The 24,205-nt window shown below is 41.6% G+C and carries 28 protein-coding genes and 1 riboswitch; of the genes, 22 read left to right on the top strand and 6 right to left on the bottom strand.

From position 1 onward, the window contains the following. The first annotated feature begins 85 nt into the window (after positions 1–85). The 10 genes from AC1ECB_RS11030 to AC1ECB_RS10985 all read left to right on the top strand — a co-directional run bounded on the left by AC1ECB_RS11030 (position 86) and on the right by AC1ECB_RS10985 (position 8,328). Positions 86–946 (top strand): EamA family transporter, encoded by an 861-nt coding sequence (locus tag AC1ECB_RS11030; RefSeq protein ID WP_485668743.1) that lies wholly within the window; start codon positions 86–88, stop codon positions 944–946. Positions 947–1,191: 245 nt separating this feature from the next. After that, entirely contained in the window at positions 1,192–2,142 is a 951-nt protein-coding gene (locus tag AC1ECB_RS11025) for a Bug family tripartite tricarboxylate transporter substrate binding protein (RefSeq protein WP_485668742.1), read from the top strand. A gap of 642 nt (positions 2,143–2,784) precedes the next feature. Then, entirely contained in the window at positions 2,785–3,096 is a 312-nt protein-coding gene (locus AC1ECB_RS11020) for a type II toxin-antitoxin system Phd/YefM family antitoxin (protein WP_485668741.1), read from the top strand. Continuing rightward, positions 3,053–3,397, top strand: coding sequence for a type II toxin-antitoxin system RelE/ParE family toxin (locus tag AC1ECB_RS11015; protein ID WP_485668740.1), 345 nt, complete (start codon positions 3,053–3,055; stop codon positions 3,395–3,397). Before AC1ECB_RS11020 ends, AC1ECB_RS11015 begins: the two co-directional genes overlap by 44 nt. 1,196 nt (positions 3,398–4,593) lie before the next feature. Continuing rightward, a complete protein-coding gene (locus AC1ECB_RS11010) occupies positions 4,594–4,821 on the top strand; it encodes a hypothetical protein (protein WP_485668739.1) in 228 nt (75 codons plus the stop codon). Positions 4,822–4,956: 135 nt separating this feature from the next. Beyond that, positions 4,957–5,358 carry a hypothetical protein gene (locus AC1ECB_RS11005; RefSeq protein ID WP_485668738.1) on the top strand — a complete coding sequence of 134 codons (402 nt, stop codon included), beginning with the start codon at positions 4,957–4,959 and terminating at the stop codon, positions 5,356–5,358. A 323-nt stretch (positions 5,359–5,681) separates the two neighbouring features. Then, on the top strand, positions 5,682–6,032 hold the full coding sequence (locus AC1ECB_RS11000; protein WP_485668737.1) for a hypothetical protein: 351 nt from the start codon (positions 5,682–5,684) through the stop codon (positions 6,030–6,032). A 129-nt stretch (positions 6,033–6,161) separates the two neighbouring features. Beyond that, positions 6,162–6,869: a class I SAM-dependent methyltransferase gene (locus AC1ECB_RS10995; protein WP_485668736.1), complete on the top strand. Its 708-nt coding sequence runs from the start codon at positions 6,162–6,164 to the stop codon at positions 6,867–6,869. A gap of 24 nt (positions 6,870–6,893) precedes the next feature. Beyond that, the gene (locus AC1ECB_RS10990; RefSeq protein WP_485668735.1) at positions 6,894–7,832 is read left to right on the top strand and encodes a class I SAM-dependent methyltransferase; all 939 of its coding nucleotides are present in this window, start codon (positions 6,894–6,896) and stop codon (positions 7,830–7,832) included. Positions 7,833–7,875: 43 nt separating this feature from the next. Continuing rightward, positions 7,876–8,328, top strand: a complete 453-nt coding sequence (locus AC1ECB_RS10985; protein WP_485668734.1) for a GNAT family N-acetyltransferase — start codon at positions 7,876–7,878, stop codon at positions 8,326–8,328. Between the two features lie 213 nt (positions 8,329–8,541). Here the strand turns inward: AC1ECB_RS10985 and rpmB are convergent, their stop codons facing one another. Continuing rightward, the gene (rpmB, locus tag AC1ECB_RS10980; protein ID WP_485668733.1) at positions 8,542–8,733 is read right to left on the bottom strand and encodes a 50S ribosomal protein L28; all 192 of its coding nucleotides are present in this window, start codon (positions 8,731–8,733) and stop codon (positions 8,542–8,544) included. Between the two features lie 194 nt (positions 8,734–8,927). Between rpmB and AC1ECB_RS10975 the strand changes: the two genes are divergently transcribed. The 4 genes from AC1ECB_RS10975 (at position 8,928) to AC1ECB_RS10960 (ending at position 12,304) form a co-directional block, all read left to right on the top strand. Then, complete coding sequence (locus tag AC1ECB_RS10975; protein ID WP_021170530.1) at positions 8,928–9,134, top strand: DUF1858 domain-containing protein; 207 nt, start codon at positions 8,928–8,930, stop codon at positions 9,132–9,134. Positions 9,135–9,144: 10 nt separating this feature from the next. After that, positions 9,145–11,208: an ATP-dependent DNA helicase RecG gene (recG, locus tag AC1ECB_RS10970; RefSeq protein WP_485669321.1), complete on the top strand. Its 2,064-nt coding sequence runs from the start codon at positions 9,145–9,147 to the stop codon at positions 11,206–11,208. A 183-nt stretch (positions 11,209–11,391) separates the two neighbouring features. Further along, on the top strand, positions 11,392–11,592 hold the full coding sequence (locus tag AC1ECB_RS10965; protein WP_021170528.1) for a hypothetical protein: 201 nt from the start codon (positions 11,392–11,394) through the stop codon (positions 11,590–11,592). 52 nt (positions 11,593–11,644) lie between these two features. After that, on the top strand, positions 11,645–12,304 hold the full coding sequence (locus tag AC1ECB_RS10960) for a TVP38/TMEM64 family protein (protein WP_485668732.1): 660 nt from the start codon (positions 11,645–11,647) through the stop codon (positions 12,302–12,304). Here AC1ECB_RS10960 and AC1ECB_RS10955 read toward each other — a convergent pair. Together AC1ECB_RS10955 and AC1ECB_RS10950 are read right to left on the bottom strand one after the other, a co-directional pair. Further along, positions 12,239–13,090, bottom strand: a complete 852-nt coding sequence (locus AC1ECB_RS10955) for a HipA family kinase (protein WP_485668731.1) — start codon at positions 13,088–13,090, stop codon at positions 12,239–12,241. The genes AC1ECB_RS10960 and AC1ECB_RS10955 overlap by 66 nt on opposite strands. Positions 13,091–13,177: 87 nt before the next feature. Next, complete coding sequence (locus AC1ECB_RS10950; RefSeq protein WP_485668730.1) at positions 13,178–13,771, bottom strand: hypothetical protein; 594 nt, start codon at positions 13,769–13,771, stop codon at positions 13,178–13,180. Between the two features lie 196 nt (positions 13,772–13,967). On the opposite strand from AC1ECB_RS10950, the gene AC1ECB_RS10945 reads away from it, so the two are divergent. Continuing rightward, on the top strand, positions 13,968–14,153 hold the full coding sequence (locus AC1ECB_RS10945) for a 2-hydroxymuconate tautomerase (protein WP_021170524.1): 186 nt from the start codon (positions 13,968–13,970) through the stop codon (positions 14,151–14,153). Between the two features lie 56 nt (positions 14,154–14,209). Next, positions 14,210–14,698, top strand: a complete 489-nt coding sequence (locus AC1ECB_RS10940) for a hypothetical protein (RefSeq protein WP_485668729.1) — start codon at positions 14,210–14,212, stop codon at positions 14,696–14,698. On the opposite strand, the gene AC1ECB_RS10935 is transcribed toward AC1ECB_RS10940, so the two are convergent. Both AC1ECB_RS10935 and AC1ECB_RS10930 read right to left on the bottom strand, forming a co-directional pair. Beyond that, positions 14,695–14,979 carry a ferredoxin family protein gene (locus tag AC1ECB_RS10935; protein ID WP_485668728.1) on the bottom strand — a complete coding sequence of 95 codons (285 nt, stop codon included), beginning with the start codon at positions 14,977–14,979 and terminating at the stop codon, positions 14,695–14,697. The two genes, AC1ECB_RS10940 and AC1ECB_RS10935, sit on opposite strands and share 4 nt — an antisense overlap. Beyond that, a complete protein-coding gene (locus AC1ECB_RS10930) occupies positions 14,979–16,358 on the bottom strand; it encodes an FAD-dependent oxidoreductase (protein WP_485668727.1) in 1,380 nt (459 codons plus the stop codon). The genes AC1ECB_RS10935 and AC1ECB_RS10930 overlap by 1 nt, the downstream gene beginning before the upstream one ends. 150 nt (positions 16,359–16,508) lie before the next feature. Continuing rightward, positions 16,509–16,645: riboswitch (cyclic di-AMP (ydaO/yuaA leader) on the top strand. A gap of 4 nt (positions 16,646–16,649) precedes the next feature. Between AC1ECB_RS10930 and AC1ECB_RS10925 the strand changes: the two genes are divergently transcribed. Further along, positions 16,650–17,288, top strand: coding sequence for a peptidoglycan-binding protein (locus AC1ECB_RS10925; RefSeq protein ID WP_485668726.1), 639 nt, complete (start codon positions 16,650–16,652; stop codon positions 17,286–17,288). Between the two features lie 142 nt (positions 17,289–17,430). Next, the gene (guaB, locus tag AC1ECB_RS10920; RefSeq protein ID WP_021170519.1) at positions 17,431–18,885 is read left to right on the top strand and encodes an IMP dehydrogenase; all 1,455 of its coding nucleotides are present in this window, start codon (positions 17,431–17,433) and stop codon (positions 18,883–18,885) included. A 58-nt stretch (positions 18,886–18,943) separates the two neighbouring features. Here guaB and AC1ECB_RS10915 read toward each other — a convergent pair whose 3' ends face one another. Then, positions 18,944–19,885, bottom strand: coding sequence for a polysaccharide deacetylase family protein (locus AC1ECB_RS10915; RefSeq protein ID WP_485668725.1), 942 nt, complete (start codon positions 19,883–19,885; stop codon positions 18,944–18,946). A gap of 126 nt (positions 19,886–20,011) precedes the next feature. Here AC1ECB_RS10915 and AC1ECB_RS10910 point away from each other — a divergent pair, with 126 nt between their 5' ends. The 4 genes from AC1ECB_RS10910 (at position 20,012) to pssA (ending at position 24,192) form a co-directional block, all read left to right on the top strand. After that, positions 20,012–22,000 (top strand): transglycosylase domain-containing protein, encoded by a 1,989-nt coding sequence (locus tag AC1ECB_RS10910; protein ID WP_485668724.1) that lies wholly within the window; start codon positions 20,012–20,014, stop codon positions 21,998–22,000. 106 nt (positions 22,001–22,106) lie between these two features. Next, positions 22,107–22,787, top strand: a complete 681-nt coding sequence (locus AC1ECB_RS10905) for a WecB/TagA/CpsF family glycosyltransferase (RefSeq protein ID WP_485669320.1) — start codon at positions 22,107–22,109, stop codon at positions 22,785–22,787. Between the two features lie 89 nt (positions 22,788–22,876). Further along, positions 22,877–23,518, top strand: coding sequence for a phosphatidylserine decarboxylase family protein (locus AC1ECB_RS10900; RefSeq protein ID WP_485668723.1), 642 nt, complete (start codon positions 22,877–22,879; stop codon positions 23,516–23,518). Continuing rightward, positions 23,515–24,192, top strand: coding sequence for a CDP-diacylglycerol--serine O-phosphatidyltransferase (gene pssA / locus AC1ECB_RS10895; RefSeq protein ID WP_485668722.1), 678 nt, complete (start codon positions 23,515–23,517; stop codon positions 24,190–24,192). Before AC1ECB_RS10900 ends, pssA begins: the two co-directional genes overlap by 4 nt. Positions 24,193–24,205 lie beyond the last annotated feature (13 nt).

Genomic DNA, 24,205 nt, shown 5'->3' with positions numbered 1-24,205 from the left:
AATTATTTAAGTTTTACAAGAAACATCTATATGTTTAAAATTATCATGAATGAATCTATTAGTCAATTTTATTGGAGGGATGTAAATGACAGGGCTTGCTATTGCTTTTGTACTAGTGGCTGCTTTCGCACATGCCGGATGGAACTATCTATCGAAAAGAGCAGCAGGCGGAACAGCGTTTATCTGGTTATTCGCCAGTATGTCGGTTTTAATTTATCTGCCCTTAGCCTTATGGATTGTATTTATACAACAACCTGTTATCGGCTGGCATCAGTTTGCCTTCATGGTTGGCAGTGCCGCTCTTCATTCTTTGTATTTTATCTTACTGGACAAGGGATATACCGTTGGCGACTTATCGCTGGTCTATCCTTTAGCCCGCGGCACAGGTCCCATGCTTTCGACCGTCGCTGCCATTGTGTTTCTTGGCGAGCAACCATCTCTCATTGCACTACTAGGGGCCGGGTTAATTGGACTGGGAATTATTATAATGACCGGAAATCCCCTGGAAATAAAAAAAACTACCGCCTACAAACCTATTCTTTTTGCCATGCTGTGTGGTACGGTGATTGCCGCCTACACGATTTCAGACAAATTGGCTGTTAGCACTTTTTTGGTTCCTCCGCTATTACTGGATTGGTCAGCCAATTTAGGCCGGACATGTATGTTAACTCCTTATGCTTTCAGAAATTGGAACAGCATAAAAGATCAATGGAAAATTCATAAATTAGAAATTTTAAGTGTTGCGATACTATGTCCGTTGGCCTACATTCTGGTCTTGTCCGCTATGGTTTTTAGTCCCGTAAGTTATATCGCACCGGCAAGAGAAATCAGTATTTTAATCGGAACTTTTATGGGAGCTAAATTTCTTGCTGAAAAAAACATAAAACTGCGCCTTGCAGGGGCTACCGCAATACTTTGCGGCCTTGCGGCCTTGTCTATTGGTTAATTTATTTTTGTAAAAAGCAGGAATTTATTGTTATATTGTGGTATTAATTATAATATTGCACAATTTTATAAGAAATACACAATTTACAAGAGGTGATGCCAACTAAGCGAATCCCCAAGAAAAAGCATCATTCCATGATGCCATTACGAGAGGAGATGGAATCTGGTTTAATGAATTCAAAATGGCTTTTACTTATTGGAATTACCAGCTTATTAGGTATGACAATCACGCTAGGAGGTTGTAGCATGGGAGCAAAAGAGAGTATGGTTTCTGAAAAATATCCGACAAAACCCATTACGATAATTGTGTCGTATGCCGCCGGTGCAAGTTCAGATATTATAGCAAGAGCACTGGAAAAGTCAGCCTATAAGCATCTGGGTCAGCCGCTGGTAGTAGTCAATATACCTGGTGGCGGCGCCACCATCGGCATGAATGAACTTGCCGGCGCCAAACCTGATGGCTATACAATTGGAGTTGTTTCCACAAGCGTAATATTGCAACCACTTTACGGGGAGACAAGGTATCATTATCCTAGTGCTTTGGAACCGTTAGTTAATGTTGTATCTTCACATGTGCTAGTGGCCACTCTTGCTGAAAAACCATGGAAAAACTTGAGCGAATTAGTTAGCTATGCCAAACAGCATCCTGGTGAAATCAAGTTTGCACATTCAGGGTTGGGTACGTCCGTACATGTTACGGGAGAAATGTTTGCTAAGGAAACGGGTATTTTTATCAAACAAGTTCCTTTCCGGGGTGGTGACCCAGAAGCTTTGGCGGCGCTCTTGGGCGGTCATACTCAGCTTCTTTTTGCATATAATCCGGCTATTCTAAAAGAACATGTTAAAAGCGGTACTATCAGAATACTGGGGGTTGCCGAAGAAAATAGATTAACCATTCCGGGCTTTGAGGATGTGCCAACCTTCAAGGAACAGGGAATCAATGTTGCTTTCAATTTTTGGAGTGGAATCGCTGCTCCCAAAGAAATGCCGCTAGCCGAAAAGGCCAGATTGATATCAGGGCTAAGGGAAATGGTCAATGACCCTGAGTTCAAAGAGAATATGGAGAAACTGGGAATGTCAGTCCATTATCTGGGACCAGAGGATTTTGGTGACAGATGGATAGCCGATAATAAAAAATTATCGAAAATAGTAAAAGAAACCGGAATTGCAGAACTTATTGCGGCTCAGAAAAACTAATCGTGGGCCGGAGGCCAAAGATGGCGCAAATTATAAGCGACAAATCAGGATCACCCGTAAAAATGGGTGATTCTGATCATAGATAGGGGTGTCACCAACATTTCCGACAATTCTACGCTAATAGAAAAAAAGTAATAAAAGGTCTAAGATCTTAGCTCTTAAAAGTTGGAAAGCCGGGCGATATTCCTAAAATCCGTAAACTCGCTACGCTCAAACAGTACGGATTTTTTAACGGAATACCGCCCGGCTTTTCTCCTGCGGAACGCTTTTTCCGGCAAAGGCCGGGGGGTTACGGGAGTTACGAGGGTTGCCGGGACACCACCTTACGGGGGCACAATTTCTTTAAGGCAAGCACTATCTTAGGGGTTGAGTTAATAAGACAAAAAAACTAAGTGGCCTTAAAATACTTCATTTGCTAGTAAAATTAAAAAAGATATTTAAGAGTATAACGAAGAATTTTCTGATTAAATTCCGATTATATTCTGATTTTATTTGACAACCTCAGCATTTTGGATATAATATAATTAAAGCGCATAACGTAAGTAGATGAAGGTAATAGCCGATTGTGCATTTAAGCGAAAAACAGCGAAAAGCGAAAAGCGAAAACGAAACACGAAAAATAGAAGGTAAAGGTGAACGAAGATGAAAACGATAATCCGTCCATTGACTGATTTAAGCAAGAATATGTCTGTCATTGACTCGTATATGAAGCATAACACGCCGGTATTTGTTACTAAAGGTGGTGCGAGTTATATGGTAGTCTTGAGTCATCAGCAATATGAAAGGATGCAAGAGGAGATTGCTTTCCTCAAACGCCTAGCGGTTGCTGATGCTGAGAGTCGTCAGCGCAACATGGTGGATGTCGATGACCTTGAAAAAGACATCAGTGACATATTGGAGGAACCAACAAATGACGACTTCATCAACTCAGATTCCGAAGCAATTCAGCGTTAAGTACTTAATTACTGCGGCACAAGAGGTAAAAGACATCATTCGTGATGCCAAAACCTACTACGGTGTTTCTGCCGCACAGAAAATACGTGAAGACATTGTGACCAAGACCAAAGAATCACTGGCAAATAACCCACATTTAGGCAGACCTCTGTATGAGTACCCTGAGTACGAAAAAAAAGGTATTCGCCGTTACCTGCCCCACCCGCACTATTCTATATTATACCTACTAAACGGCAAGATAGTTGAAATTTGGCACGTATGGGACAATCGCAGAGATTGGACAACTTTATTTGAAGATTAAAAAAGCGCTATACGCTCTTGAGGATACGGCTCTAACCGCAGAATACACAGAGAGCACAGAGAGGAGATGTATATCGAGATATTCCCTCTGCGTCTCTGCGGTTCAAAAAACATATACTTATCTTATAAGAAAAACCGTTAACGCGTTCCTTCGGCTTACGTTGAGTCAAGAGAATACAAGGAGAGGAGTTTTACTTTTGGCATTGCCCCAAAAGTAACAAAAGGTCTAGGCCCCAGGCCTCCAAAAGCTGAAAAGCCGGGCGATATTCCTAAAATCCGTAAACTCGCTATGCTCAAATAGTACGGATTTTTTAACGGAATACCGCCCGGATTTTCTCCTGCGGAACGCTTTTTCCGGCAAAGGCCGGGAGGTTACGGGAGTTACGAAGGGCTGCAGCGGTAACCACCTTATGGGGGCACAATTTCTTTAAAGCAAGGGGTGGCGGCACTATCTTAGGGCACTATCTTAGGGGGTGCCAACTGGGGACGTTCCCAAATTGACACTCTAGGTATCGAAGAACGGTTTATTTTCATAGACGAATTAATAAGTGGTAAAAAACAATTACAATCAAATGCCTGCTTAAACTTGGTGGAATGACCTTCGAATATTCGTTAAATGCTAATGAAAACATTTAGGTTGAGCAACAAGACCATGGATAGATATGATTGCGAGAGGCTCTACGAGCAGGTTTCTAATGAACCTTACTGATTGAGCAGTATTGAAAACAATCTTTTTGTCTTCACATACTTGCATTCTGTGTAAAAAAGTACTACTATTAGAAAAGGATGGAAATTAAAAAGTAGAGTCGCCGTGTCCCATAGGTGCTGTAACACCTATAGGCACGAGCAGGTGCCACAACACCTACACGTAACAGCGAACTGTTCACGACGACAATCTTATTATACCCGTTTGTCGGCTTGATTACAAGTTTTGACAATTCGGCTGTAATGATTGTCGCGAAAGGCAGAGAGCTGTGCGACTGCATGCAATATTCGCTTGATTCATACCAAGATACAGATTTGGTTGTATCCCTTTGTATCTTGATACTGTTGCAAGTATCGATTGGATCGCATGTGTAGGGTGAATAATCCTGCATTTGTGATCCTTTTTAATTTCCTCCTGTAAAATTCCCATTAATGGGCAGTTACAGGAGGGCATAGAAAGCCTCCGTAGTAAAAAAGGGAGGGTAATTCATTATGGTAACGGTGTATACACCAGGTAAAAAATTTGAATGTGTAGAGGTTAACCTCGCCCAGTTTAAACTGTTAATTGATGAAACTGGGCAAGAATTTCTGCTGATGTACGATTTAAATCGGCAATACCTGTATACCCTACAACGCGTGGAAGGAGAGCGTCCGGATTTCACCTATATTGATGAGGTAATCCAAATTGAAGAAGAACCACAGCGTAGGAAAATCTTTTAAACTTGTCTATGAATAACCATTAATGCACTCAAGCCAATCAATAGCAGCAATTTTATAGAACCGAGAATGTAATATATTGTCATCACTCATGGAAAAAATATCTAGTCAAATACATATTCCAATTGGTGGCTAAATATGAAGATATTGAAAGTTGTTCTAATCGTTGTCGCAATATTGATTGCGACTGGATATTACTTTCTACAACCTTCAGACCCAGTTGTTAAAGAAGTTGTGAAAGTTGAGAAAAGTCCAAATGGAAAGTTTCAGGCTATTGTTTTTACTGACATTGGTGGTAATGCCACTGTTGATTTTTCTAAAAATGTTGTCATTCTAAAAGCTGATGAAAGTCTTAGTAGAAATCAAACAGTAAATAGCGATCAAATTATTTTTAAGGGTTACCATATTCATAATACTAATGTTACATGGGAAAATGACAATACCTTAGTGATATTCCATAACTATGATAGCGGCATTATTAAAAGCGAAACTGACAAAAACAATATAAAAATTAGATATATAAAAACAGACGAAATTTAAACTGACTAAGCCAATTAGATTTCAATCATTATCGTTTAAATCACATAAACAAGCAATTCAATTCATGCGGATTACCACCAAGCAAACTACGGCAACGCAGTTCATTGCTACTTAGCCTCGCAGAGTTTTCAGCACGTCGTATAACAGTTATTATGTTTAATAGTGGAAGAACATTGGCGTGATGATTGCGTTTTTATTTTATTGCAGTCAACATGCCAATGTTTTGTAGCGTTTGCGTCCGGAAAAGGACAAGGGGACAGAGGAACCGACTTGAATTTAAGACGCTACCACCGTCCCCCTGTCTTCCTACCCCCTGTCTTCCTATGCTACTAAATCCACACCACCCATTACGTATTGGCTTAATTGAAGAAGGCGTTGCCGTATATTTTGACCAAGAAAAAAATAATAAGTTAGAAATAGCTAAAGCAAAATTAAAATATAATGAAATTAAGAATATTTCTATAATTGCTCTTTGGCAAAAGTGGGACATGATTCCGGAGAATATTAGCTATCCATTGGCTGGAGCTTTTGTAAATTATCTAATAGAAAAAGAAGGGATAGATAAATTTATTGAACTATTAAATGAACAAACATTTGAAAATGCCGAAAAAATATATGGTAAAGACAAGCTTATACAATTGATAGGAGAATTTGAAACAACCCTCTATCAATAAATGGTTTGGTTTATAGGTTGACATACCCTTAACAACATCCGATTCGAATATTATATGTCTGCGACTATTTTGTCAGAGTCCTTACCGTTACCCGATAATACTGAAATAAAGTGAAGGGGCTTACTTAAAATGGATGCCAAAATGGAAAACCAGCTAGAATTAGTTGAAAAATCTTACGATAAAACTATTGAGTTTGGGAAGAAAGGTATTAATTTATACAATGATTTACCAGAGTATATTACAAATGATCCCGACTATCCTATATTTCAAAAAATGATAATAGAAGGTGGGACTTCAGATAGTGATCGTAAAGAAATTAGAGATTATTTATCGCCCAATACGAATATGAAATTTATTGATCTTGGCTGTTGTCTAAACCTCATGTTTCGGGGGTATGATAAATGGCCCTCAACATATCATGGGGTTGATATAAGCAGCAAAACCATTCAGTTGCTTGATGAGTATGTTACAAAGAAGAAACTGCCTATTGGATCATTGTATTGCGGAAGTATCCATGAAGTACCCTTTGATACTAACTATTTTGACATTGGAGCATGTATAGGAGTACTTGAGTACTTTGAAAAAGATTTTGTTGCAAAAGCAATTATTGAAGCTCATCGAATCATAAAACCTTATGGAAAATTTGTTCTTGATATTCCTGACATTGGAAGTCCAGAGTGCCGAATTATGATGATAATTGAGGAGCATTTAGGGAGACCTGATAAATTTGATCTGTCATTTCAAGAATTTGAGGATATGCTGAAAAATTACTTTGAAATAGATAAAAAGGAAAAGTTTGAGCCTATGATTCAATATTTCTTGAGTTGCAAGAAATGATAGGCTGTAAAGAGAGATGTTTTTATGAATCCATCCCAAATATGGTCAACATATGTACAAAAGGCCGAAACTTTGTATAGAACTCGCAGTGTACGATTTAGATATGACAATAAAGATAATTTTATAAACATGATGGGATTCAAGGACGGCATGAGTATATTAGAGGTTGGTTGTGGACCCGGTCTTCTTTGTCATCGACTGGCAGAATGGTTGCCCAATAGCAAAATAACCGGGCTGGACAGAGATGAGAATTTTATTTTATATGCCAAGAATAAAGCTAGTATACTTGGCATAAGTTGTACTTTTATTCAAGGCGACGCATTATCACTGCCATTTGCAAACAATGCTTTTGATGCTTGTACTTCATATACGGTTATTGAACACCTTCCCCATGCTGCCTTTCTTGCCGAACAATTACGGGTATGTCGTCCCGGAGGAGTTGTTTCGATTATCAGTTCAAGGACAGAAGCAGCCATTAATCCGGAAAACTGGCAGCCTTCCTCCGGCGTTGAGCAGAAATTATGGGACCGCGTTGCCGCGGCGGCCCAGGCGACATTAAAACATAATAAGGTGGGTGCTTACCCTTGCTCTATAGCGGATATACCCCGTTATTTCGAGGAAGTTGGCTTTGAAAATATTAGTGTGGATTTTATTGCTGTTACATCGGCTGCCGACAGCGCCCACTATGATATGCCGCTACGCGAAAAATTTATTAAAGCGAACCGCCAAGTGGCACTAGATGCTATTGTTTTGGCCGAGAATTATGCACCTAGAGTATGGAGTACTGCAGAGGTTCAACAATTGCGCGGCCTAGTTGAGCAAAGATTTGCCAAACGCTTGAATGATCTGCGTACAGGAAGAAAGGTATGGGACATTTCTGTTGAAATGATGATGATAGCACGCGGATATAAACCGTTATCCAGCTTACGGGATTACGAAAGTGAAAAATTATGCAACATATGACAAGATTAATTATGTTTGTTGTATGAAAGCAAGGAGTGCTAGTATGGAATATGTGATTGAAAAACTGGTTCCTTCGGATTATAAAAAATGTTCAAATATATGGAATATGAATAAACAACCAAACACTCAAAAATGGTTTAATGAAATAGTTGAGAGGAACAGAATTGTTTTTGTCTATAAAGTTAATGATGATTTCATTGGCGAAGGGGCGCTTGTATTTGAAAACGGAGATCCAGATTACACCATAAAAGGTCAACGAATTTATCTCTCACGAATGATTGTAAAACCGGGATATCGGAATAAAGGAATTGGCAGCATAATTATTGATTATCTTGCCGATTATGCGAAGCAACTCGGATATAAAGAAATGTCACTTGGAGTTGATATTGATAATGTTAGTGCGCGTCATTTATATGAGAAAAAGGGATTTATAAATATAATCTTTGAGGGCGAAGATGAATACGGTAAGTATGTAAAGTTGATAAAGACTTTATAACTGTGCATTCTAGGCCCTAAGCCTCCAAAAGCTGAAAAGCCGGGCGATATTCCTAAAATCCGTAAACTCGCTACGCTCAAACAGTACGGATTTTTTAACGGAATACCGCCCGGCTTTTCTCCTACGGAACGCTTTTTCCGGCAAAGGCCGGGGGGTTTCTAATACATTAAAAAAGGACTTGATTCTTCAAGTCCTCCAGTGCTTATATTGAGGTTATATCGCGCGTTGAATTTTGCCGGAACGTAAGCAACGAGTGCATACATTTACCCGTTTAATTTCACCTTTAACTAATGCTTTCACTCTTTGTATATTAGGTTTCCAAGTGCGCTTGGTTTTAAGGTGAGAATGGCTGACATTGAAGCCGGAACGTTCACCTTTACCGCAAATTTCACATAAATTTGCCATCTATTTACACCTCCTGTAGGAATCATCCTCATGTACTCAACATGACTATTTTAGCACAATTTACTTATGATATGCAAGGACAAAAAAAATTTTCAGCCAATATTTCCATAAATGCCTGGCATTTAGTGTGCAACAGCAGGAATTATGCGTATTATATTGAAATTAGAAATAAGTAAATGAAGGGGGGCTTACCTATGATTACTAAAAGCACTCCGATAATTGACGCATTACGCTCACATCCACAGGCATGCGAAATTTTTACCAGACACGGTATGGGCTGTATCGGCTGTATGGGCTCAATGACGGAAACAATAGAAAATGGTGCCAGGATGCATGATATTGATATTGAAGCACTACTCGCAGAATTAAACAGCCTGCTGGTGGAACCAGTAAAATTGTAAGGTGATTCTTATTCAAAACTTTTTGTCTGCAAAAATCCAATTTTTAAAGGGTGTCGGACCGGCTAATGCTGCTAAGTTTAACAAGCTGGGGATCTATACTGTTGGTCAGCTGCTGCAGCATTATCCGCGCCGGTATGAAGACCGGAGTACACTAAAATTAATTGGTGAGTTGACTGACGGATTGTATGAAAGTTTCCGGGCAGTAGTTATTAACGTTAGTGACTTAAAATCGCAGCGTGGTCTTAAAATAATCAAAATTACCGTCCGGGATCAATCTGGTATAGCTCAACTCACCTGGTTCAACCAGGCCTATGTGAAAAACAAATATAAACCTGGTATGGAGCTTATTATATCAGGGAAAATTCAGCGTCGTCTCAATGTGGTTGAAGTAAATAAACCGGATATTGAACCAGCCGCTGAATTTAATGCCAGTTCCGGACGCATTATCCCTGTTTATCCAACCACCGAAGATCTGCCGCAATGGCGCTGGCGAGCCCTTATCAGGCAAGCGCTGGAACTCTTTCAAAGTGTTGCAGTTCCGGAAGCTGTTGAATCGCTGCCTGCAGATATAATAGCTGCTCACAAGCTTCTGGATCGTCAGCAGGCAGTAGTAAATATTCATTTGCCTGCGAATATGGAAATCCTGATTAATGCCCGGCGGCGCTTAGTATTTGAAGAATTATTCCTGTTGCAGTGTGGGTTAGCCTATTTGAAGCAAAAAATAAAATCTGGATTGAAGGGTATTAAACATGCTCCTGACGGAGAGTTAGTGTCGAAAGTTGAAAAAAGTCTGCCATTTACCTTAACCAATGACCAATTAAAAACATTACAGGAAATTAAAGCCGATATGGAAGATACTACTACCATGCAACGGCTTGTTCAAGGGGATGTCGGGTCAGGAAAAACAGTTATTGCTGCTATCGCCCTGACCAAAACAGTCGAAAGTGGCTATCAGGGGGCGATGATGGCTCCCACTGAGATATTGGCTGAACAACACTATCACACCCTAGCTCAATTGTTGACTCCGCAGGGTATTACAGTGGCGGTACTAACAGGAAAACTGACTCGCAAGGCTAGAGATAAAATCGTACACCATTTCCGGGAAGGCGTAATTGATATTGTTGTCGGTACCCATGCGCTTATTCAAGATGATGTCGAATTTGCGCAGCTTGGTCTGGTAGTCACTGATGAGCAACACCGGTTTGGCGTACGCCAACGTGCCCGGCTTGAAGCCAAAGGCAAGCAACCAGATGTGCTTATCATGACGGCAACGCCTATTCCCCGAACAATGGCGCTTACTGTCTACGGGGATCTTGATGTATCCGTTATTCGTCAGCTTCCTCCCGGACGACAGCCAATTGCTACTTATTCCCGCAGCAATAGCAGCCGGAATAAGGTTTATCTTTTTGCTGTCGAGCAAATCAAAGCTGGACGGCAGGTATATGTCGTATGCCCACTAGTTGATGAATCAGATAAAGTTGCCGCCCAATCGGCTGTAAAAATGCATGAAGAACTTTCAGCTACTTTTTTTAAAAACATTTCCTGCGGTCTGCTGCATGGCAAAATGAAATCACAGGAAAAGGATGCTGTTATGGCATCCTTTTCCTGTGGTAAAATTAAAGCATTAATTGCTACAACAGTTATTGAAGTAGGTGTTAATGTACCTAATGCTACTGTTATGATTATTGAAGGCGCCGACCGCTTTGGTCTGGCACAACTCCACCAGTTGCGTGGCCGTGTTGGCCGGGGCGAGCACAAATCCTATTGTATTTTGTTATCTGACAACACCAATGAAGAAACGTTGGAACGGCTTACAATTATGACCCAGGTAAATGATGGGTTTGTGCTTGCAGAAAAAGATTTGCTGTTGCGAGGCCCGGGCCAGTTTTTTGGCACTAATCAGCATGGATTACCTGATTTAAAGATTGCTGATATCGTAAGAGATACCGATATTTTGCTGGAAGCCAGACGCGCAGCACAGCAGACGGTTTGCTCAGCCGCGTATTTAGACAAAGTATGGAAAACACTCCAAGATTGGTTTGGCGAAAAATTCAATATGATATTTAGTAGGTAAAGAAAATAAAAAAGGGACGGCCCGAAGGCCGTCAATTATGGGAGAGGAGAAAATTTACATTCATAATATTGGCATTCTAGACAATGTTTATACATGATTTCACCAAATATTTTAAAAAGATTCTTATTTTTTTTGCAACCTCGCACACACTAAAGACAAATAACAGTGAGGAGTGGTGGCAAAATGGAAAAATATACACAAAATCAGCTTAGAAGTATTGCCGAAGAATGTCAGGAGTTTGAACATATTATCAATGCTATGGGGTATGGATATTCACTGCTAAACGTATCAGCTGAAGATTTTAGCCGACGCTGTACTGATTGCACCAACTGGCTAGGTGGCTCATGCACGATTTTCCAAAACGAAATCTCTCAGTGGAAATAGACAGTAAACAGCGCTGCATACAGCGCTGTTTTTAGAGAACAGGATGATATTAATGAATAAACTATTTGGTTGGCTGGCTATTGCAGCAATGATTGGGTTAACCTACATGTGGCAACCTGAATTTTTTCATCATGCATATGGAATTATAGAGAGAGGCGACATTGCAGCGTTAGCTGAATATCTTCGCTCTTTTGGTGCCAGCTCTGTTTTTATCACAATTATTTTATTTGTAATCATGACCTTTACGATTGTTTTTCCGTTTATGATTTTGTCAGGCGCAGCAGGTATTGTCTTTGGACTCTTCTGGGGTACAATCATTTCCTGGACTGGTGAAGTCACCGGTGCACTAGTGATGTTTGTATTTGCCCGCTATTTCTTTCGGCATACAGTTGAAGGTTGGATTAGGAAAAGCCGGTATTTAAAACAGGTGGACGATTATAGTGCCGAAAATGGGTTTAAGGCCCTATTATTTGCCAGACTATTACCACTGGCCCCCTCAGGTATTATTACAGCCATAGCGGCTATTAGCCGCATGTCGTTTAAAGATTTTTGGTGGGCGACGGTAATAGGAAAATTGCCGCCGGTTATTATCAAAGTTCTGCTTGGACATGATATCGTTTTTGCTGGCGAAAACATGGGAAGGCTGCTATTTATTATTGTCATTGTTGTCCTTATTTACGCCATCCTCTGGTGGCGAAGAAGAAGAAAATAACCATCTTCGACCACCACGGCTGCGAGGAATAAACCGGCAGAGTTTTTCCCAGATTTCACCGGCCATATCCCGTCGCAGTTTGGTATAGTTGGCCAAAGCCAGACGCTCTGTTTCACCAGGCAACCATTCGTGAGGAATTTCCTCCACGATGAAGTCAATCTGTTCATCACTAATCTTTTTTACTAACTCAAGGTAAGGAACAAAATCTTGGGGAGTAAGCAGGTCTTTCAGTAAATTTCGATAATGCTGATAATAATACGTCTTTATTTTTGTTCCCAACTTTTGAAAAGAATCAATAGTCCAGCGACTGGATCGAAACAAATGCGAATTATCGATTGCATAGATTTTATAGTGCTCATCTTCAAGTCTAAGTAACAGGTTTTTTTGATTTTTAGCACGGTCTGCATTATGAAACATATGATCAAACAACATAACTCCAGCCATTTCTGATACATTAATTACTTTACATAATCGATTTTTGCCAACATATTCCGCGTGAGTGAGATAGAGAGAGGCGAAATCCAGTCCTGGTTCTAAGCCGATATCCAGCAAAGCAGGATTTTCCTGTAATAGCTGTTTACTAATTTCAATAATATCGCTGGGCGGAAAGCACAAACCCATGAGTGCACCGATCCTAGCTGCAAATAATTCGCTTACTAATACCCGGGAGCCAAGCTGGTTATTTTGGAATTTTACTACATAGATATTTCCATCATGAGCGCGAAAAAACTGAGGCAAAGTGACTCCAACGCCTACTTTGCCCAAATACTCTACCGCCATGAGCATACTGCTCAGCCTCCCACAATATAGTTATAAGAAAGAAGGACCCGGTAAAAAAATCACCGAGTCTTTTACCCTAATAACAGCGTTAAGTTAGCAGCATTCTGCTGAGCGGGATACTGAGGTTATTGCTTCAAGATTAATTACGGCAGTACTTACCACATCATCAGAGATTCCTGAAGAGGTAGCCGGACCAAAAATCTCATCAACCGATATAAATGCCAATTCATCATCGACATTACCCAGTGTTCCCTGAAATACGAAACCACCAAGGGTTGTAATTACTACAAGATCACCGATCATGCGTTTGAGAAGGCAAATTAAATCGCGGCTCTCCTGACGCTCACTTGCTTCGGTTCTTTGTGTTTCTTCAGCCGAGATGCACAGTCCTGGGCTTTTACCATTGTCAAAGGGACTAGTCTTTACTCCCGTAGCTTTGGCGACGATTTGCCATAAATCAAGATTAAGGAATCTTACATCTACAACCTCGCCGCCAGGAGAAAGAATCTCCACATTCGAATCCGCTTCAATGGCTGGCGATAAAAAGGCTACACGGCAGTCATCAATTTTTTGCAGATTGCCAAAATAAACTATACCGTCAAAACCAAACAATAATACGTCAGTGTTTAACTCATGTTCGAGTTCCTTAATTAAGCATTCGTTACGGAGCTCTCTGAATATGCTCATAAGTAGACCCCCTTCAATATATCTGATAAACAGGTATGTTACTATACTGTATGAGCAGTAGCAGCAAAGTGTTACTCGCGAATGGTATTATGTCAGGCTAGTGAATAAAAAGTTTACTGTTGCAGGGATTCTTACTTTTGATAAAGAAAATACTATTTGAAGGTGAAAACAAATCATCATAAGGGAGGTGACTCATATGCCAATCGTACAAATCGACTTGATTGAAGGACGTTCCTTAGAGCAAAAGCGGGAGATGGTTAAAAAAGTAACTGAAGCCATTGTTGATACAGCCAAATGTCCACCGGAAGCTGTAACTATCGTGGTTCGCGAAGCTCCTGCCCAACATATTGGTAAAGCAGGTGTATTAGCATCTGACAGATAAAGAGTAAGCCATTTCGTAAATCAATGGCTTACTCGCTAAAAAGGTGGTGCCTTAGTATGCTACCGCTACATTTTGCGATTGAACTTGAAACCGCGATAAACAGTCAGTTAACAAAGCTAGCTGCTCCAGCTGATATTATACCGGTAATCACGCTGATCCATAACTGCCAAATGAATTTTTTGGAGCTGTTATCAGCAGCCAGCACAGTAAATATCGACATCGCTCCGTATCCGCTGGTAACAGAGGACCAATTACTTGGCTCAGATACCTCATGGCAGCAACTTACTTTACATACCGATGCCACTAACGCCAGTTTGCTGGTATTTACAACTCTGTGGCCTATCTACGTGGCTACCGATAAGACAGTCCAATTTTACCAACAGGCAGCTGCGAACAGCGCCCAGCCTCAGACTCGATTATTTTTTAGTTCCCTTAGTCATGTAAAGAAGATTTTGTGCAGAAGACTGGATGCTATTATCCAGATATACTATAACCACTATTGGGGAGAGATCGGGTTTGCACCGTTTGCACTGGGAAAGGATTAGCCTTCCCGGTACGCCACTCCCATGCCTCCTGGCGGATACTCAAACAGGATGTTGTCAAACCGGCAAATTAGACGGCAGGCACCGCATTCAACACATTGTTTATAATGTACCAGTATGGGACTGCCTGAGTGGCAGTCCCATTTAAATACGCCGGTAGGACAGATGGTTAGGCATTGCTTCTCTTCACAGGTAAGGCAGTGTTCCTGATTTTGTACAGCAACATGCTGAATGGTGTTATCTGGATTAAAATGTATGAGCACAATTTTATCCTGTAGTTGCATTAGTGAATCACCTTCCACGTTTGCCAAATATCGGACAATATCTTCAAGACTGGCTGCATGCTTGTCATTTTTTTGTATATCATAAGCCGCTTGGCCCGTTTGGGCATGGTATATACTCGCGAAACCTGATAAGCCGCTTCGTTTGCCATATGGGAATAAAGATCAAAAGCATAGGGAATTTTACGCATTAACGCGGCAGCACCGGCGTTAGCTTGTAAATCTTGTATAATAAAGCTTTCTTGTAAAAGCCTGGTATATAATGACAACTTACCTATCGAATAATCCCGGCTAATCTTTGCCGCATAGACGGCTTTGGCTGCATAAAAACCAGACCACATTGCAAGGTTTATGCCATGTGTACCATTGACCAGTGAACCGGCGTCACCAATAATCACCAGGCCGGGATGCACCAATGGGGGAATAGCGTTATAACCCCCCTCGGGAATTAATGAGCCGCCATATTCAATCGTCTGGCCCCCGGCAATTAACCGTTTGATGTGGGGGTGTTTTTTTACGCGTTCTAAGAGGTCATTGGGGTTAAAGCCTGCTTGGGCAAAACTGGCTACCGCCATGCCTACACTGATATTAATACTGTCGCTAAAGGTATGTATGGAACCAGTGCCGTTAAATCCGGCAGTAGGATAACCAAGCAACCCGATTATTGTGCCTTGACCTGGCCGCAAATTAAATCGTTCTTCAATCAGACTTGCTGGTAGGGCAATAGTCTCTTTTACATATAGAGACATGTTTTCCGGTGTTACCCGGGGCGCCAGCCCTGAACGTTCTGCCAGCAAAGAATTAGCGCCATCTGCCAGAATAATGATATCGGCCAAAAACTTGCCATCATTTTGCGTTAGTACACCTGCAGCCAGACCATCCTCGTTAAATACGACTTGCTTTACCGTATGGTTGAAAAGTATTTGCGCACCAGCTTCTGTTGCTTTGCCGGCCAGCCAAGTATAGAGGTTAATACGCTTAACAGAAAATTTATTGTAAGGTGCGGCGGCAAGCCGGTCGCTCTGAAATCTTGAAGAAAGAACAGAATCCTCAGTCATCAACCAATAGGCTTGATCAGTGATAATTCGTTCACAATGACACTCTTCCCAAAAGTTAGGGAAAAGTTTATGGGTAGGCTCAGCCATAATACTGGCGCCGCCGCAGTTTTTGGCCCCGGCATAAGGACCGCGTTCCAGGACAAGCACGTTAAGGCCGTCACGAGCCAGAAAATAGGCTGCTGTTAATCCGGCTGGACCGGCCCCGGCAACAATAATGTCATATTTTTTTTCAGCGATGCTACTATCCTGATTTTCTGCTTGTAAGCTGCTGATTTTATCTGGTATTTTGTGTGGTCTTTTAGCCTCATACCAATGTTTTAACATATACTCACCCAGCTTTAGTTTACGCTTAATGCGGAATATATATTTAGGGGCGCGCATACCAAAGCATTATAAAGAAACTAGCTGTTAATAATCAATATTCTCAGATAATTTATTAAAACAAGAATTGCATCATCCCAAACTATCCTGTATCATAACAGCATGCCGAATTTCCTAATAAAAAAGGAAAATGGGGGAACCATTTATGGGGTGAATCCGCAATTGCGGTAGGGATTTCCCTTTGTCCCGAACCCGTCAGCTAACCTCGTAGGCAGTTAGAAAGGGGTGTTTTCTATGAAAAACATCAAAAAAATCGTTACAAGTACTATTGTAATGGCAGTTTTAGCAGCTACCATCTGGACACCGCTGACTTTTGCTGCCCTTGGCGACCAAACACTTAGCATCGGTATGACAGGCCAGGATGTAATTGAACTGCAAACTAAGCTTAGTGATTTGGGGTATAGCAATCTTACTGTTGACGGTATTTTTGGTGAAACTACCGAACAGGCGGTAATGAACTTTCAACAGGCAAAAAACCTTACTGCCGATGGTGTTGTCGGTCAGGATACTTTACAAAGCCTATACGGTGGTCGTATGCCGGAAGCATCGCGCGGCACTGCACCAGGACGTTATAAGGCCGTCCTGGACATAAAAGCTACCGCCTACGCTGCCGGTCCGCACGATAATGCCCAATGGGGCAATTTAACCTATATGGGAACCCAGGTTCGTCCAGGCGTAATTGCCGTCGATCCCAATGTTATTCCGCTTGGTTCAAGAGTATATATTGAATTTGCCGATGGCAATAGCATGTATGGTATTGCCGAAGATACAGGCGGCGCAATTAAAGGAAACCGTATTGACATTGCAATGCATTCTGTCGATAAAGCCTATGACTTTGGTGTCCAAAATGTAAGAGTTTATGTCCTTAACTAGCAACACTGCCTGACGGTTTCGTCAGGCAGTGTATTATTTTTTTTGTACTTACATAAAAAGTGGTAGCTTTGGCAAGTTTATTTATGTTATTATATTGGGAAATACCTTTATGATCATGTTGTGTACGAAAGGAGTTCTGTTAATGTTTGACAACAAATTTGGCCCAGAAGGCTTAACATTTGATGATGTATTACTTGTACCTGCCAAATCCGATGTTTTGCCCAGAGAAGTTGAAGTATCTACCTTTTTAACCAAAAACATTAAGCTTAACATTCCTATCATTAGTTCGGGAATGGACACTGTTACCGAGGCTCGAATGGCAATTGCCATGGCACGTGAGGGCGGGGTAGGGGTAATCCATAAAAATATGCCTATTGCTGCTCAGGCCAACGAGATTGACAAAGTCAAACGTTCTGAGCATGGTATTATTGTTGATCCCATTTTTTTATCACCTGATAATTTACTGCAAGATGCCCATGACCTTATGGAAAAATACCATATATCTGGTGTTCCGGTAACTGATAATGGTAAATTAGTAGGTATCTTAACCAATCGTGACCTTCGTTTTGAAACTGATTTAAGCCGCAAGATTGGTGACTGCATGACGAGAGAGCACCTCATTACTGCACCTGTTGGCACATCGCTAACGCAGGCCAAAGAAATTTTGCGTGAACACCGGATTGAGAAATTGCCATTACTTGATACTGATGGTAACTTAAAAGGACTTATTACCATCAAGGATATCGAAAAAGCCCAGAAATACCCTAATTCCGCCAAAGATCCTAAAGGACGTCTGTTAGTAGCTGCCGCCATCGGCGTAGGTTCTGATATGATGGACCGTGTTGAGGCCGTTGTCGGCGCTAAGGTTGATGTCATTGTTGTTGATACCGCGCACGGTCATTCAACAGGAGTGCTTGACTGTGTACGGAAAATCAAAAATGCTTTTCCGCATGTGGATCTTATTGCAGGCAACGTTGCCACTGCCGAAGCCACCCGTGCCTTAATCGAATCAGGTGCAGATGCTGTTAAAGTTGGCATTGGACCAGGTTCTATTTGTACGACCCGGGTAATTGCCGGTATTGGTGTACCTCAGATTACGGCAATTTATAATTGTGCTAAAGCTGCACAGGAGTACAATGTACCGATTATAGCCGATGGTGGTATCAAATACTCAGGTGATGTAGCTAAGGCTATTGCCGCTGGTGCTCAGATTGTAATGGTCGGTAACTTACTTGCCGGTACCGAAGAAAGCCCGGGAGAAACCATTATTTATCAAGGGCGCAGCTATAAAGTATATCGGGGTATGGGCTCACTGGGAGCTATGGCCGAAGGCAGCAAGGATCGTTACTTCCAGGAAAACATGGACAAGCTGGTCCCTGAGGGAATTGAAGGCCGAGTACCGTATAAGGGTTCAGTAGCTGATACGGTATTCCAGCTAATTGGCGGTCTTCGCGCCGGAATGGGGTATTGTGGTGTACGTAATATTCAGGAACTTATCACTAAAACCCAATTTATCCGGATCACCGGTGCCGGTCTGAGAGAAAGCCATCCGCATGATATCAGTATTACAAAAGAAGCACCAAACTATAGTGGCTGATAAGTAAAACAACAAAAATGCTTTGGACATTTAATTTGTCCAAAGCATTTTATTTATCTTACCACGGTGACGGTGTTTCAAAATTAACTACCCGAAACTCAAATTGGCGATCTTTATAAAATTTAATAATCGCCGGCAGCGCTTTTACTGTTTCGGCATGGCCACGGCCATCATGCATCAGCAAAGTTGCATGGCTCCATAAATTTTTGTTGTCCATTTGGGCAGCAATATTATTTACCAGTTGGCCGGCCTTTGCACTGGAGGCATCGCCTGAACTAATATTCCAGCCAACCTCCGTATAGCCAAGGTTTTTTAAGGTTGCCCAGTATTCTTTGGTAAAACTTCCGGTTGAACCGCCAGGTGCCCGGGAAATGCGGGGGCGTACGCCAAGTATATTTTTAATTATTTCATCAGTATGACGAAGTTGGGAAAAATAACTGTTAGTTGATTGATACAGTTCACGGTAGACATGATTGTAAGAATGATTACCTATAGCATGGCCGTCTTGATAAATTTGGCGCAAAATCGCCGGATATTTTTCAACCTGATTACCGACAACAAAGAAGGTGGCCTTTATGCCCTGGTTTTTCAAAATAGCAAGGATAGCAGGCGTATTTTCCGGCTCAGGTCCATCGTCGAAAGTAAGATAAACTACCTTTTGTCCATAATATGGACTTACCTTAGGAACTTCCAGGACCAATCCTTGTGCTTGCCGCTCTTCCACAGTAAACACGTCGTAAACCGGTTTTGACGGGATGGGGGAATTATCTGGATTTTCATTCATATAGTAGGCATCTATTGCATTGTTAGGTATGGTATACTTACTTTCAGGTCCAGGTTCAGGGTCAGGGTCTTCCTGATCGTTAGGTGGATCGGATACAGGTATAGACGGGGCCGAATCAGAGAAAGCAAGTAAAGCTAACGGTGACGATACCAATAGTGTGAGGCAAATGACACTTAACGCACACATTGTCTGAAAAAATTTCGATGTATGTTGCATATGGCGCTCCTGATTAAATATTTTAATAATCATGTCTAATTTTCGTATATTCTCTATAAGAACGTCTATTCCTGCATGTAAAGTAAGAAAGCTTGGGGATACTATTTCTAAGAGGAGTGTATACCTATGAAAAAAACCAGCATTAGAGTTACTATTCTGGCTCTCCTATTTGCAATGTCGGTTAATACGTGTTTTGCTTTTCTGGGATTGCCGGGAACTGACAGTTTAAACGATTTAAATCTAGTAGCTGCTACTCAGGTATTTGATATAAATGGGCAGTTGATTTCTAAATTGTTTGAGGAAAACCGGATAGTAGTAACTATTAATAGTATGTCACCTTATATTCAGCAAGCCATTATAGCCAATGAAGACACTCGCTTCTATAATCATTTTGGTATAGATCCGATTGGTATTATTCGTGCTGTCGTGGTCAATATCCGCCGGGGCTCTCTGGTGGAAGGCGGTAGTACTATAACCCAGCAATTGGCAAAAAATATGTTTCTTACACAGGAACGAACATTTATTCGCAAAGTAAAAGAGGCGGTGCTAGCGTTAGTTATTGATTATAAATTTTCGAAGCAAGAGATCTTACAAGCCTACTTAAATCAGGTATATTTTGGCGAAGGGGCTTATGGTGTAGAGGCTGCCGCTCAAATGTATTTTGGCAAACATGCTAACGAGCTGACTTTATCTGAAAGTGCTGTGCTGGCAGGACTACCGCGCGGACCAAATATCTATTCGCCTTATGTTGATATGAAGGCAGCTATAGAACGCCGGGCAGTAGTGCTGGACAGTATGGTTAAAGCGGGCTATATCACGCAGCAAGAAGCGGCACGCGCCAAAGTTGAGCCGATTACGCTTGCTGGTAAAAAAAAGCGGGTAGTCCAGGCTTCTTACTTTCTTGACTATGTAGCTAAGGAATTAGTTGATCGTTATGGTGCAGATCGGGTATATAAAGGCGGGCTCAAGGTGTATACAACACTTGACATTAGTCAGCAGCAAGCAGCCGAGGCTGTGTTAGGGCAAATGCAGGGAGCCGTATTGGCACTTGACTCCAAAACAGGATATATTAAAGCTATGGTTGGTGGGCGTAATTATGAGGAAAGTCAGATCAATAGGGTGTTTGCTGAAGTTCGCCAACCCGGATCGGCTTTTAAACCATTTTTATATGCAACGGCGATTAATCAGGGACTCACTGCTAACGCTATTATTATTGATGAACCTATTAATATAAATGGCTATTCGCCACTTAACTATGATAAAAAATACCGTGGACCAATAACTATGAAAAAAGCGCTGCGCTGGTCAGTCAATATAGCTGCCGTTAAGCTAGGACAGCAGATCGGCATTGACCAAGTTTTAAACCTTGCGAAAACTATGGGTATTACTACTTTGACACCTGAAGATAATAATCTGGCCTCGGCATTAGGCGGCTTAACTCAAGGGGTCAGTTTATGGGAATTAACAACAGCCTATACGGCTTTTGCCAATAACGGCGTATTATCTAAACCGATGGCAATCGTGAAGGTACTTGATGAACATGGTCAGGTGCTTGAGGAAGGAAGAATAGAGCAACAGTCAGTGCTTAAGCCAGATACAGCCTACATTTTAACAGATATGCTAAGAGGTGTATTGCAGGACGGTACTGCCACACCGGCTAATCTAGGCCGTCCCGCTGCCGGTAAAACAGGCACTACAGATAACTATGAAACGGCCTGGTTTATCGGTTATACGCCAGATATTGTAGTAGGCATTTATGTCGGGAATGACAACCGCAAGCCTGTCAGCATTTCTGGTACTGAAGTATCAGCACTATGGGGAAAAATGCTTTCTAAAATAGTAGCCGGTATGCCGCCTGCTGATTTTCCCATCCCGCCGAATGTAGTTGTAGGTATTCCTGTTTGTACAAGCACAGGCAAGCTGGCTGGAAGTGGCTGCAGGGAAACTGAGTACAGCGCTTTTATTAAAGGTACTGAGCCAACAGCTCCGCGTATGAACGACCGTATTAAACAATGGTTAACTCCTGACGAAACTCAGCCGCAACCGCCTGAACAACAGGAACAAAAAAACCAGCCTTTCTGGAAATGGCCCTGGTCGAGATTGCCGTCATTTTAAACTTGTGGTACAATGTGCTAAGGAATGTAAAACAATTGTAAGGAGTACATAGTTGTCAGTGGGTATAAAAGCAACCGTCTTAGACGTTTCGATTGATACTGTAACCATGTCTGAAGCAGTAGTCAAACTTGAGCAGTTTATTGCCGAAAAAACGCCGCATTTAGTGGCCACAGCCAATGCTGAAATGGTGATGCTGGCACAAGAAGACAACGAATTGGCTGCTATCCTTGCCAATTCTCATTTAGTAGTTCCCGATGGCGCTGGTGTGGTATGGGCGATAAGACATCAAGGAAATACTATTGTAGAACGGGTAGCCGGCTATGATCTGGCCCAAAACCTGTTATTAGAGGCTTCAAAAAAAGGATATCGTGTATTTCTATTTGGCAGCCAGCCTGACATTGTTGCTAAAGCCAAAACTATGGCGCTGGCGCGTTACCCCGGATTATGTATAGTCGGGACAAAACATGGATTTTTTACGGCAGAAGATGAACCCGCTATTATTCAAACTATTACAGCTGCCAAACCGGATATTTTATTGGCAGCTTTAGGGGTTCCCAGACAGGAAAAGTGGCTGGCTAAGAACCTGGAAAAACTGGGTGTCCCTGTATGTATGGGAGTGGGTGGAACCTTTGATGTAATGGCTGGTGCTGTTAAACGTGCACCGTTATGGATGCAGCGTACTAGTTTGGAGTGGTTGTTCCGTTTACTTTGTCAGCCTCAGCGTGCTATCAGAATGCTGGCATTGCCAAAGTTTGCTCTTAAAGTCATGTTAAGGAAAAAAGATTAGACAAAGTAAACTAAGTATATTATACTGATATACTGAACTTGCTTTTTGGTTTGATACTATGAGGAGGTTTTTGGCAGGGAGGTGGATAGATGGTAAGAAATCCTATAGTAAAAGAAGGATACACATATATTGCAATACTTGGACTGGTTACAATTATTACTGCCTTAAACCTGGGCGCCCCCTGGGCTATTATTCCCGGGATATTAACAGCTTTTGTTACGTTCTTTTTCCGTAATCCCAAACGCAATTTTCCTGATGATGATAATTTAATATTATCGCCTGCAGATGGTAAAGTAATGGGTATTGCGGAAGTTTACGATGACCAGTTTTTAAATGATAAAGGGTTAAAGATTACTATTTTTTTGTCAGTATTTGACGTTCATGTTAATCGCAGCCCTGTCAGAGGGGAAATTAAATTTCAACAATATACTTGTGGTAGATTTAAACCGGCCTATAAAGAATCCGCAGCCTGTGAAAATGAACGTCATGCTATCGGCTTGGAAAATGAGAAAATGCGTGTATTAGTCACCCAAATTGCCGGAATTTTAGCCCGGCGAATAGTTTCCTGGGTTACATTAGGTACTGTTCTTAAACAGGGCGAACGCTACGGACTTATTAAATTTGGTTCTTGTACTGAACTTATTGTACCACCAACAGTAGAAATTTTAGTAAAAAAGGGGGATAGAGTAATCGGCGGAAAAACAGTAATAGGGAGGGTAATGGAAGAGTGAAAAACGCTATTCCTAATATAGTAACTACACTCAATCTTGTTTTGGGTATGTTTGCGATACTATTTACGTTTCAAGGTGAGTTTACCTATGCAGCGTTGTTTGTTGTCTCTGCTATGGTGGCAGATGGCCTGGACGGGCGGGTAGCCCGGTATTTTGGCGTAAGCAGCGATTTTGGTAAAGAACTTGATTCTTTATGTGACTTAGTATCTTTTGGCGTAGCTCCAGCCGTTATGGCATATGCTTATATGCTGAAAGACTTTTCCGGCGGCGCTTTCATAGCCGCTGCGTTTGCGACCTGCGGCGCTTTGCGTTTGGCGAGATTTAATGTTAATACGAGTACAGTAAAAGGATACTTTATGGGCTTGCCAATACCTGCCGGCGGCTGTGTAATTGCGACTTTTGTCATGCTTGATATGAAACCTTCCGGTTGGCTTTTTCCGCTTATGGTAGCTGTTTTTGCCTACTTAATGGTCAGCACCATCCGTTATCCTGATTTTAAAGGCAAAGATGGCGAACCCATTCGCACAATTCCGGCAATTATCACTGTAGCTATCGGTGTATATATATTATTTCTGACATTCAAGTCTGTTTTATTTGTGCCGTTTTTTGTTTATGCGCTGTTTGGTATCTTAAATACAATTTTTGGCTTATTTGACCACCGTCAGGCCGGGTAAGACGATCTTCGCC

It is taken from the genome of Sporomusa sp. 246TCP1 (assembly GCF_057319775.1).
Note: the sequence above shows the minus strand (reverse complement) of the source record. Positions and strands in the feature narration are given on the sequence as shown.

Coding starts and splice junctions, on each gene's coding strand:
- AC1ECB_RS11030 (WP_485668743.1), top strand. CDS start 86: ATGACAGGGCTTGCTATTGCTTTTGTACTAGTGGCTGCTTTCGCACAT.
- AC1ECB_RS11025 (WP_485668742.1), top strand. CDS start 1,192: ATGGGAGCAAAAGAGAGTATGGTTTCTGAAAAATATCCGACAAAACCC.
- AC1ECB_RS11020 (WP_485668741.1), top strand. CDS start 2,785: ATGAAAACGATAATCCGTCCATTGACTGATTTAAGCAAGAATATGTCT.
- AC1ECB_RS11015 (WP_485668740.1), top strand. CDS start 3,053: ATGACGACTTCATCAACTCAGATTCCGAAGCAATTCAGCGTTAAGTAC.
- AC1ECB_RS11010 (WP_485668739.1), top strand. CDS start 4,594: ATGGTAACGGTGTATACACCAGGTAAAAAATTTGAATGTGTAGAGGTT.
- AC1ECB_RS11005 (WP_485668738.1), top strand. CDS start 4,957: ATGAAGATATTGAAAGTTGTTCTAATCGTTGTCGCAATATTGATTGCG.
- AC1ECB_RS11000 (WP_485668737.1), top strand. CDS start 5,682: ATGCTACTAAATCCACACCACCCATTACGTATTGGCTTAATTGAAGAA.
- AC1ECB_RS10995 (WP_485668736.1), top strand. CDS start 6,162: ATGGATGCCAAAATGGAAAACCAGCTAGAATTAGTTGAAAAATCTTAC.
- AC1ECB_RS10990 (WP_485668735.1), top strand. CDS start 6,894: ATGAATCCATCCCAAATATGGTCAACATATGTACAAAAGGCCGAAACT.
- AC1ECB_RS10985 (WP_485668734.1), top strand. CDS start 7,876: ATGGAATATGTGATTGAAAAACTGGTTCCTTCGGATTATAAAAAATGT.
- rpmB (WP_485668733.1), bottom strand. CDS start 8,733: ATGGCAAATTTATGTGAAATTTGCGGTAAAGGTGAACGTTCCGGCTTC.
- AC1ECB_RS10975 (WP_021170530.1), top strand. CDS start 8,928: ATGATTACTAAAAGCACTCCGATAATTGACGCATTACGCTCACATCCA.
- AC1ECB_RS10965 (WP_021170528.1), top strand. CDS start 11,392: ATGGAAAAATATACACAAAATCAGCTTAGAAGTATTGCCGAAGAATGT.
- AC1ECB_RS10960 (WP_485668732.1), top strand. CDS start 11,645: ATGAATAAACTATTTGGTTGGCTGGCTATTGCAGCAATGATTGGGTTA.
- AC1ECB_RS10955 (WP_485668731.1), bottom strand. CDS start 13,090: ATGCTCATGGCGGTAGAGTATTTGGGCAAAGTAGGCGTTGGAGTCACT.
- AC1ECB_RS10950 (WP_485668730.1), bottom strand. CDS start 13,771: ATGAGCATATTCAGAGAGCTCCGTAACGAATGCTTAATTAAGGAACTC.
- AC1ECB_RS10945 (WP_021170524.1), top strand. CDS start 13,968: ATGCCAATCGTACAAATCGACTTGATTGAAGGACGTTCCTTAGAGCAA.
- AC1ECB_RS10940 (WP_485668729.1), top strand. CDS start 14,210: ATGCTACCGCTACATTTTGCGATTGAACTTGAAACCGCGATAAACAGT.
- AC1ECB_RS10935 (WP_485668728.1), bottom strand. CDS start 14,979: ATGCAACTACAGGATAAAATTGTGCTCATACATTTTAATCCAGATAAC.
- AC1ECB_RS10930 (WP_485668727.1), bottom strand. CDS start 16,358: ATGTTAAAACATTGGTATGAGGCTAAAAGACCACACAAAATACCAGAT.
- AC1ECB_RS10925 (WP_485668726.1), top strand. CDS start 16,650: ATGAAAAACATCAAAAAAATCGTTACAAGTACTATTGTAATGGCAGTT.
- guaB (WP_021170519.1), top strand. CDS start 17,431: ATGTTTGACAACAAATTTGGCCCAGAAGGCTTAACATTTGATGATGTA.
- AC1ECB_RS10915 (WP_485668725.1), bottom strand. CDS start 19,885: ATGCAACATACATCGAAATTTTTTCAGACAATGTGTGCGTTAAGTGTC.
- AC1ECB_RS10910 (WP_485668724.1), top strand. CDS start 20,012: ATGAAAAAAACCAGCATTAGAGTTACTATTCTGGCTCTCCTATTTGCA.
- AC1ECB_RS10905 (WP_485669320.1), top strand. CDS start 22,107: ATGTCTGAAGCAGTAGTCAAACTTGAGCAGTTTATTGCCGAAAAAACG.
- AC1ECB_RS10900 (WP_485668723.1), top strand. CDS start 22,877: ATGGTAAGAAATCCTATAGTAAAAGAAGGATACACATATATTGCAATA.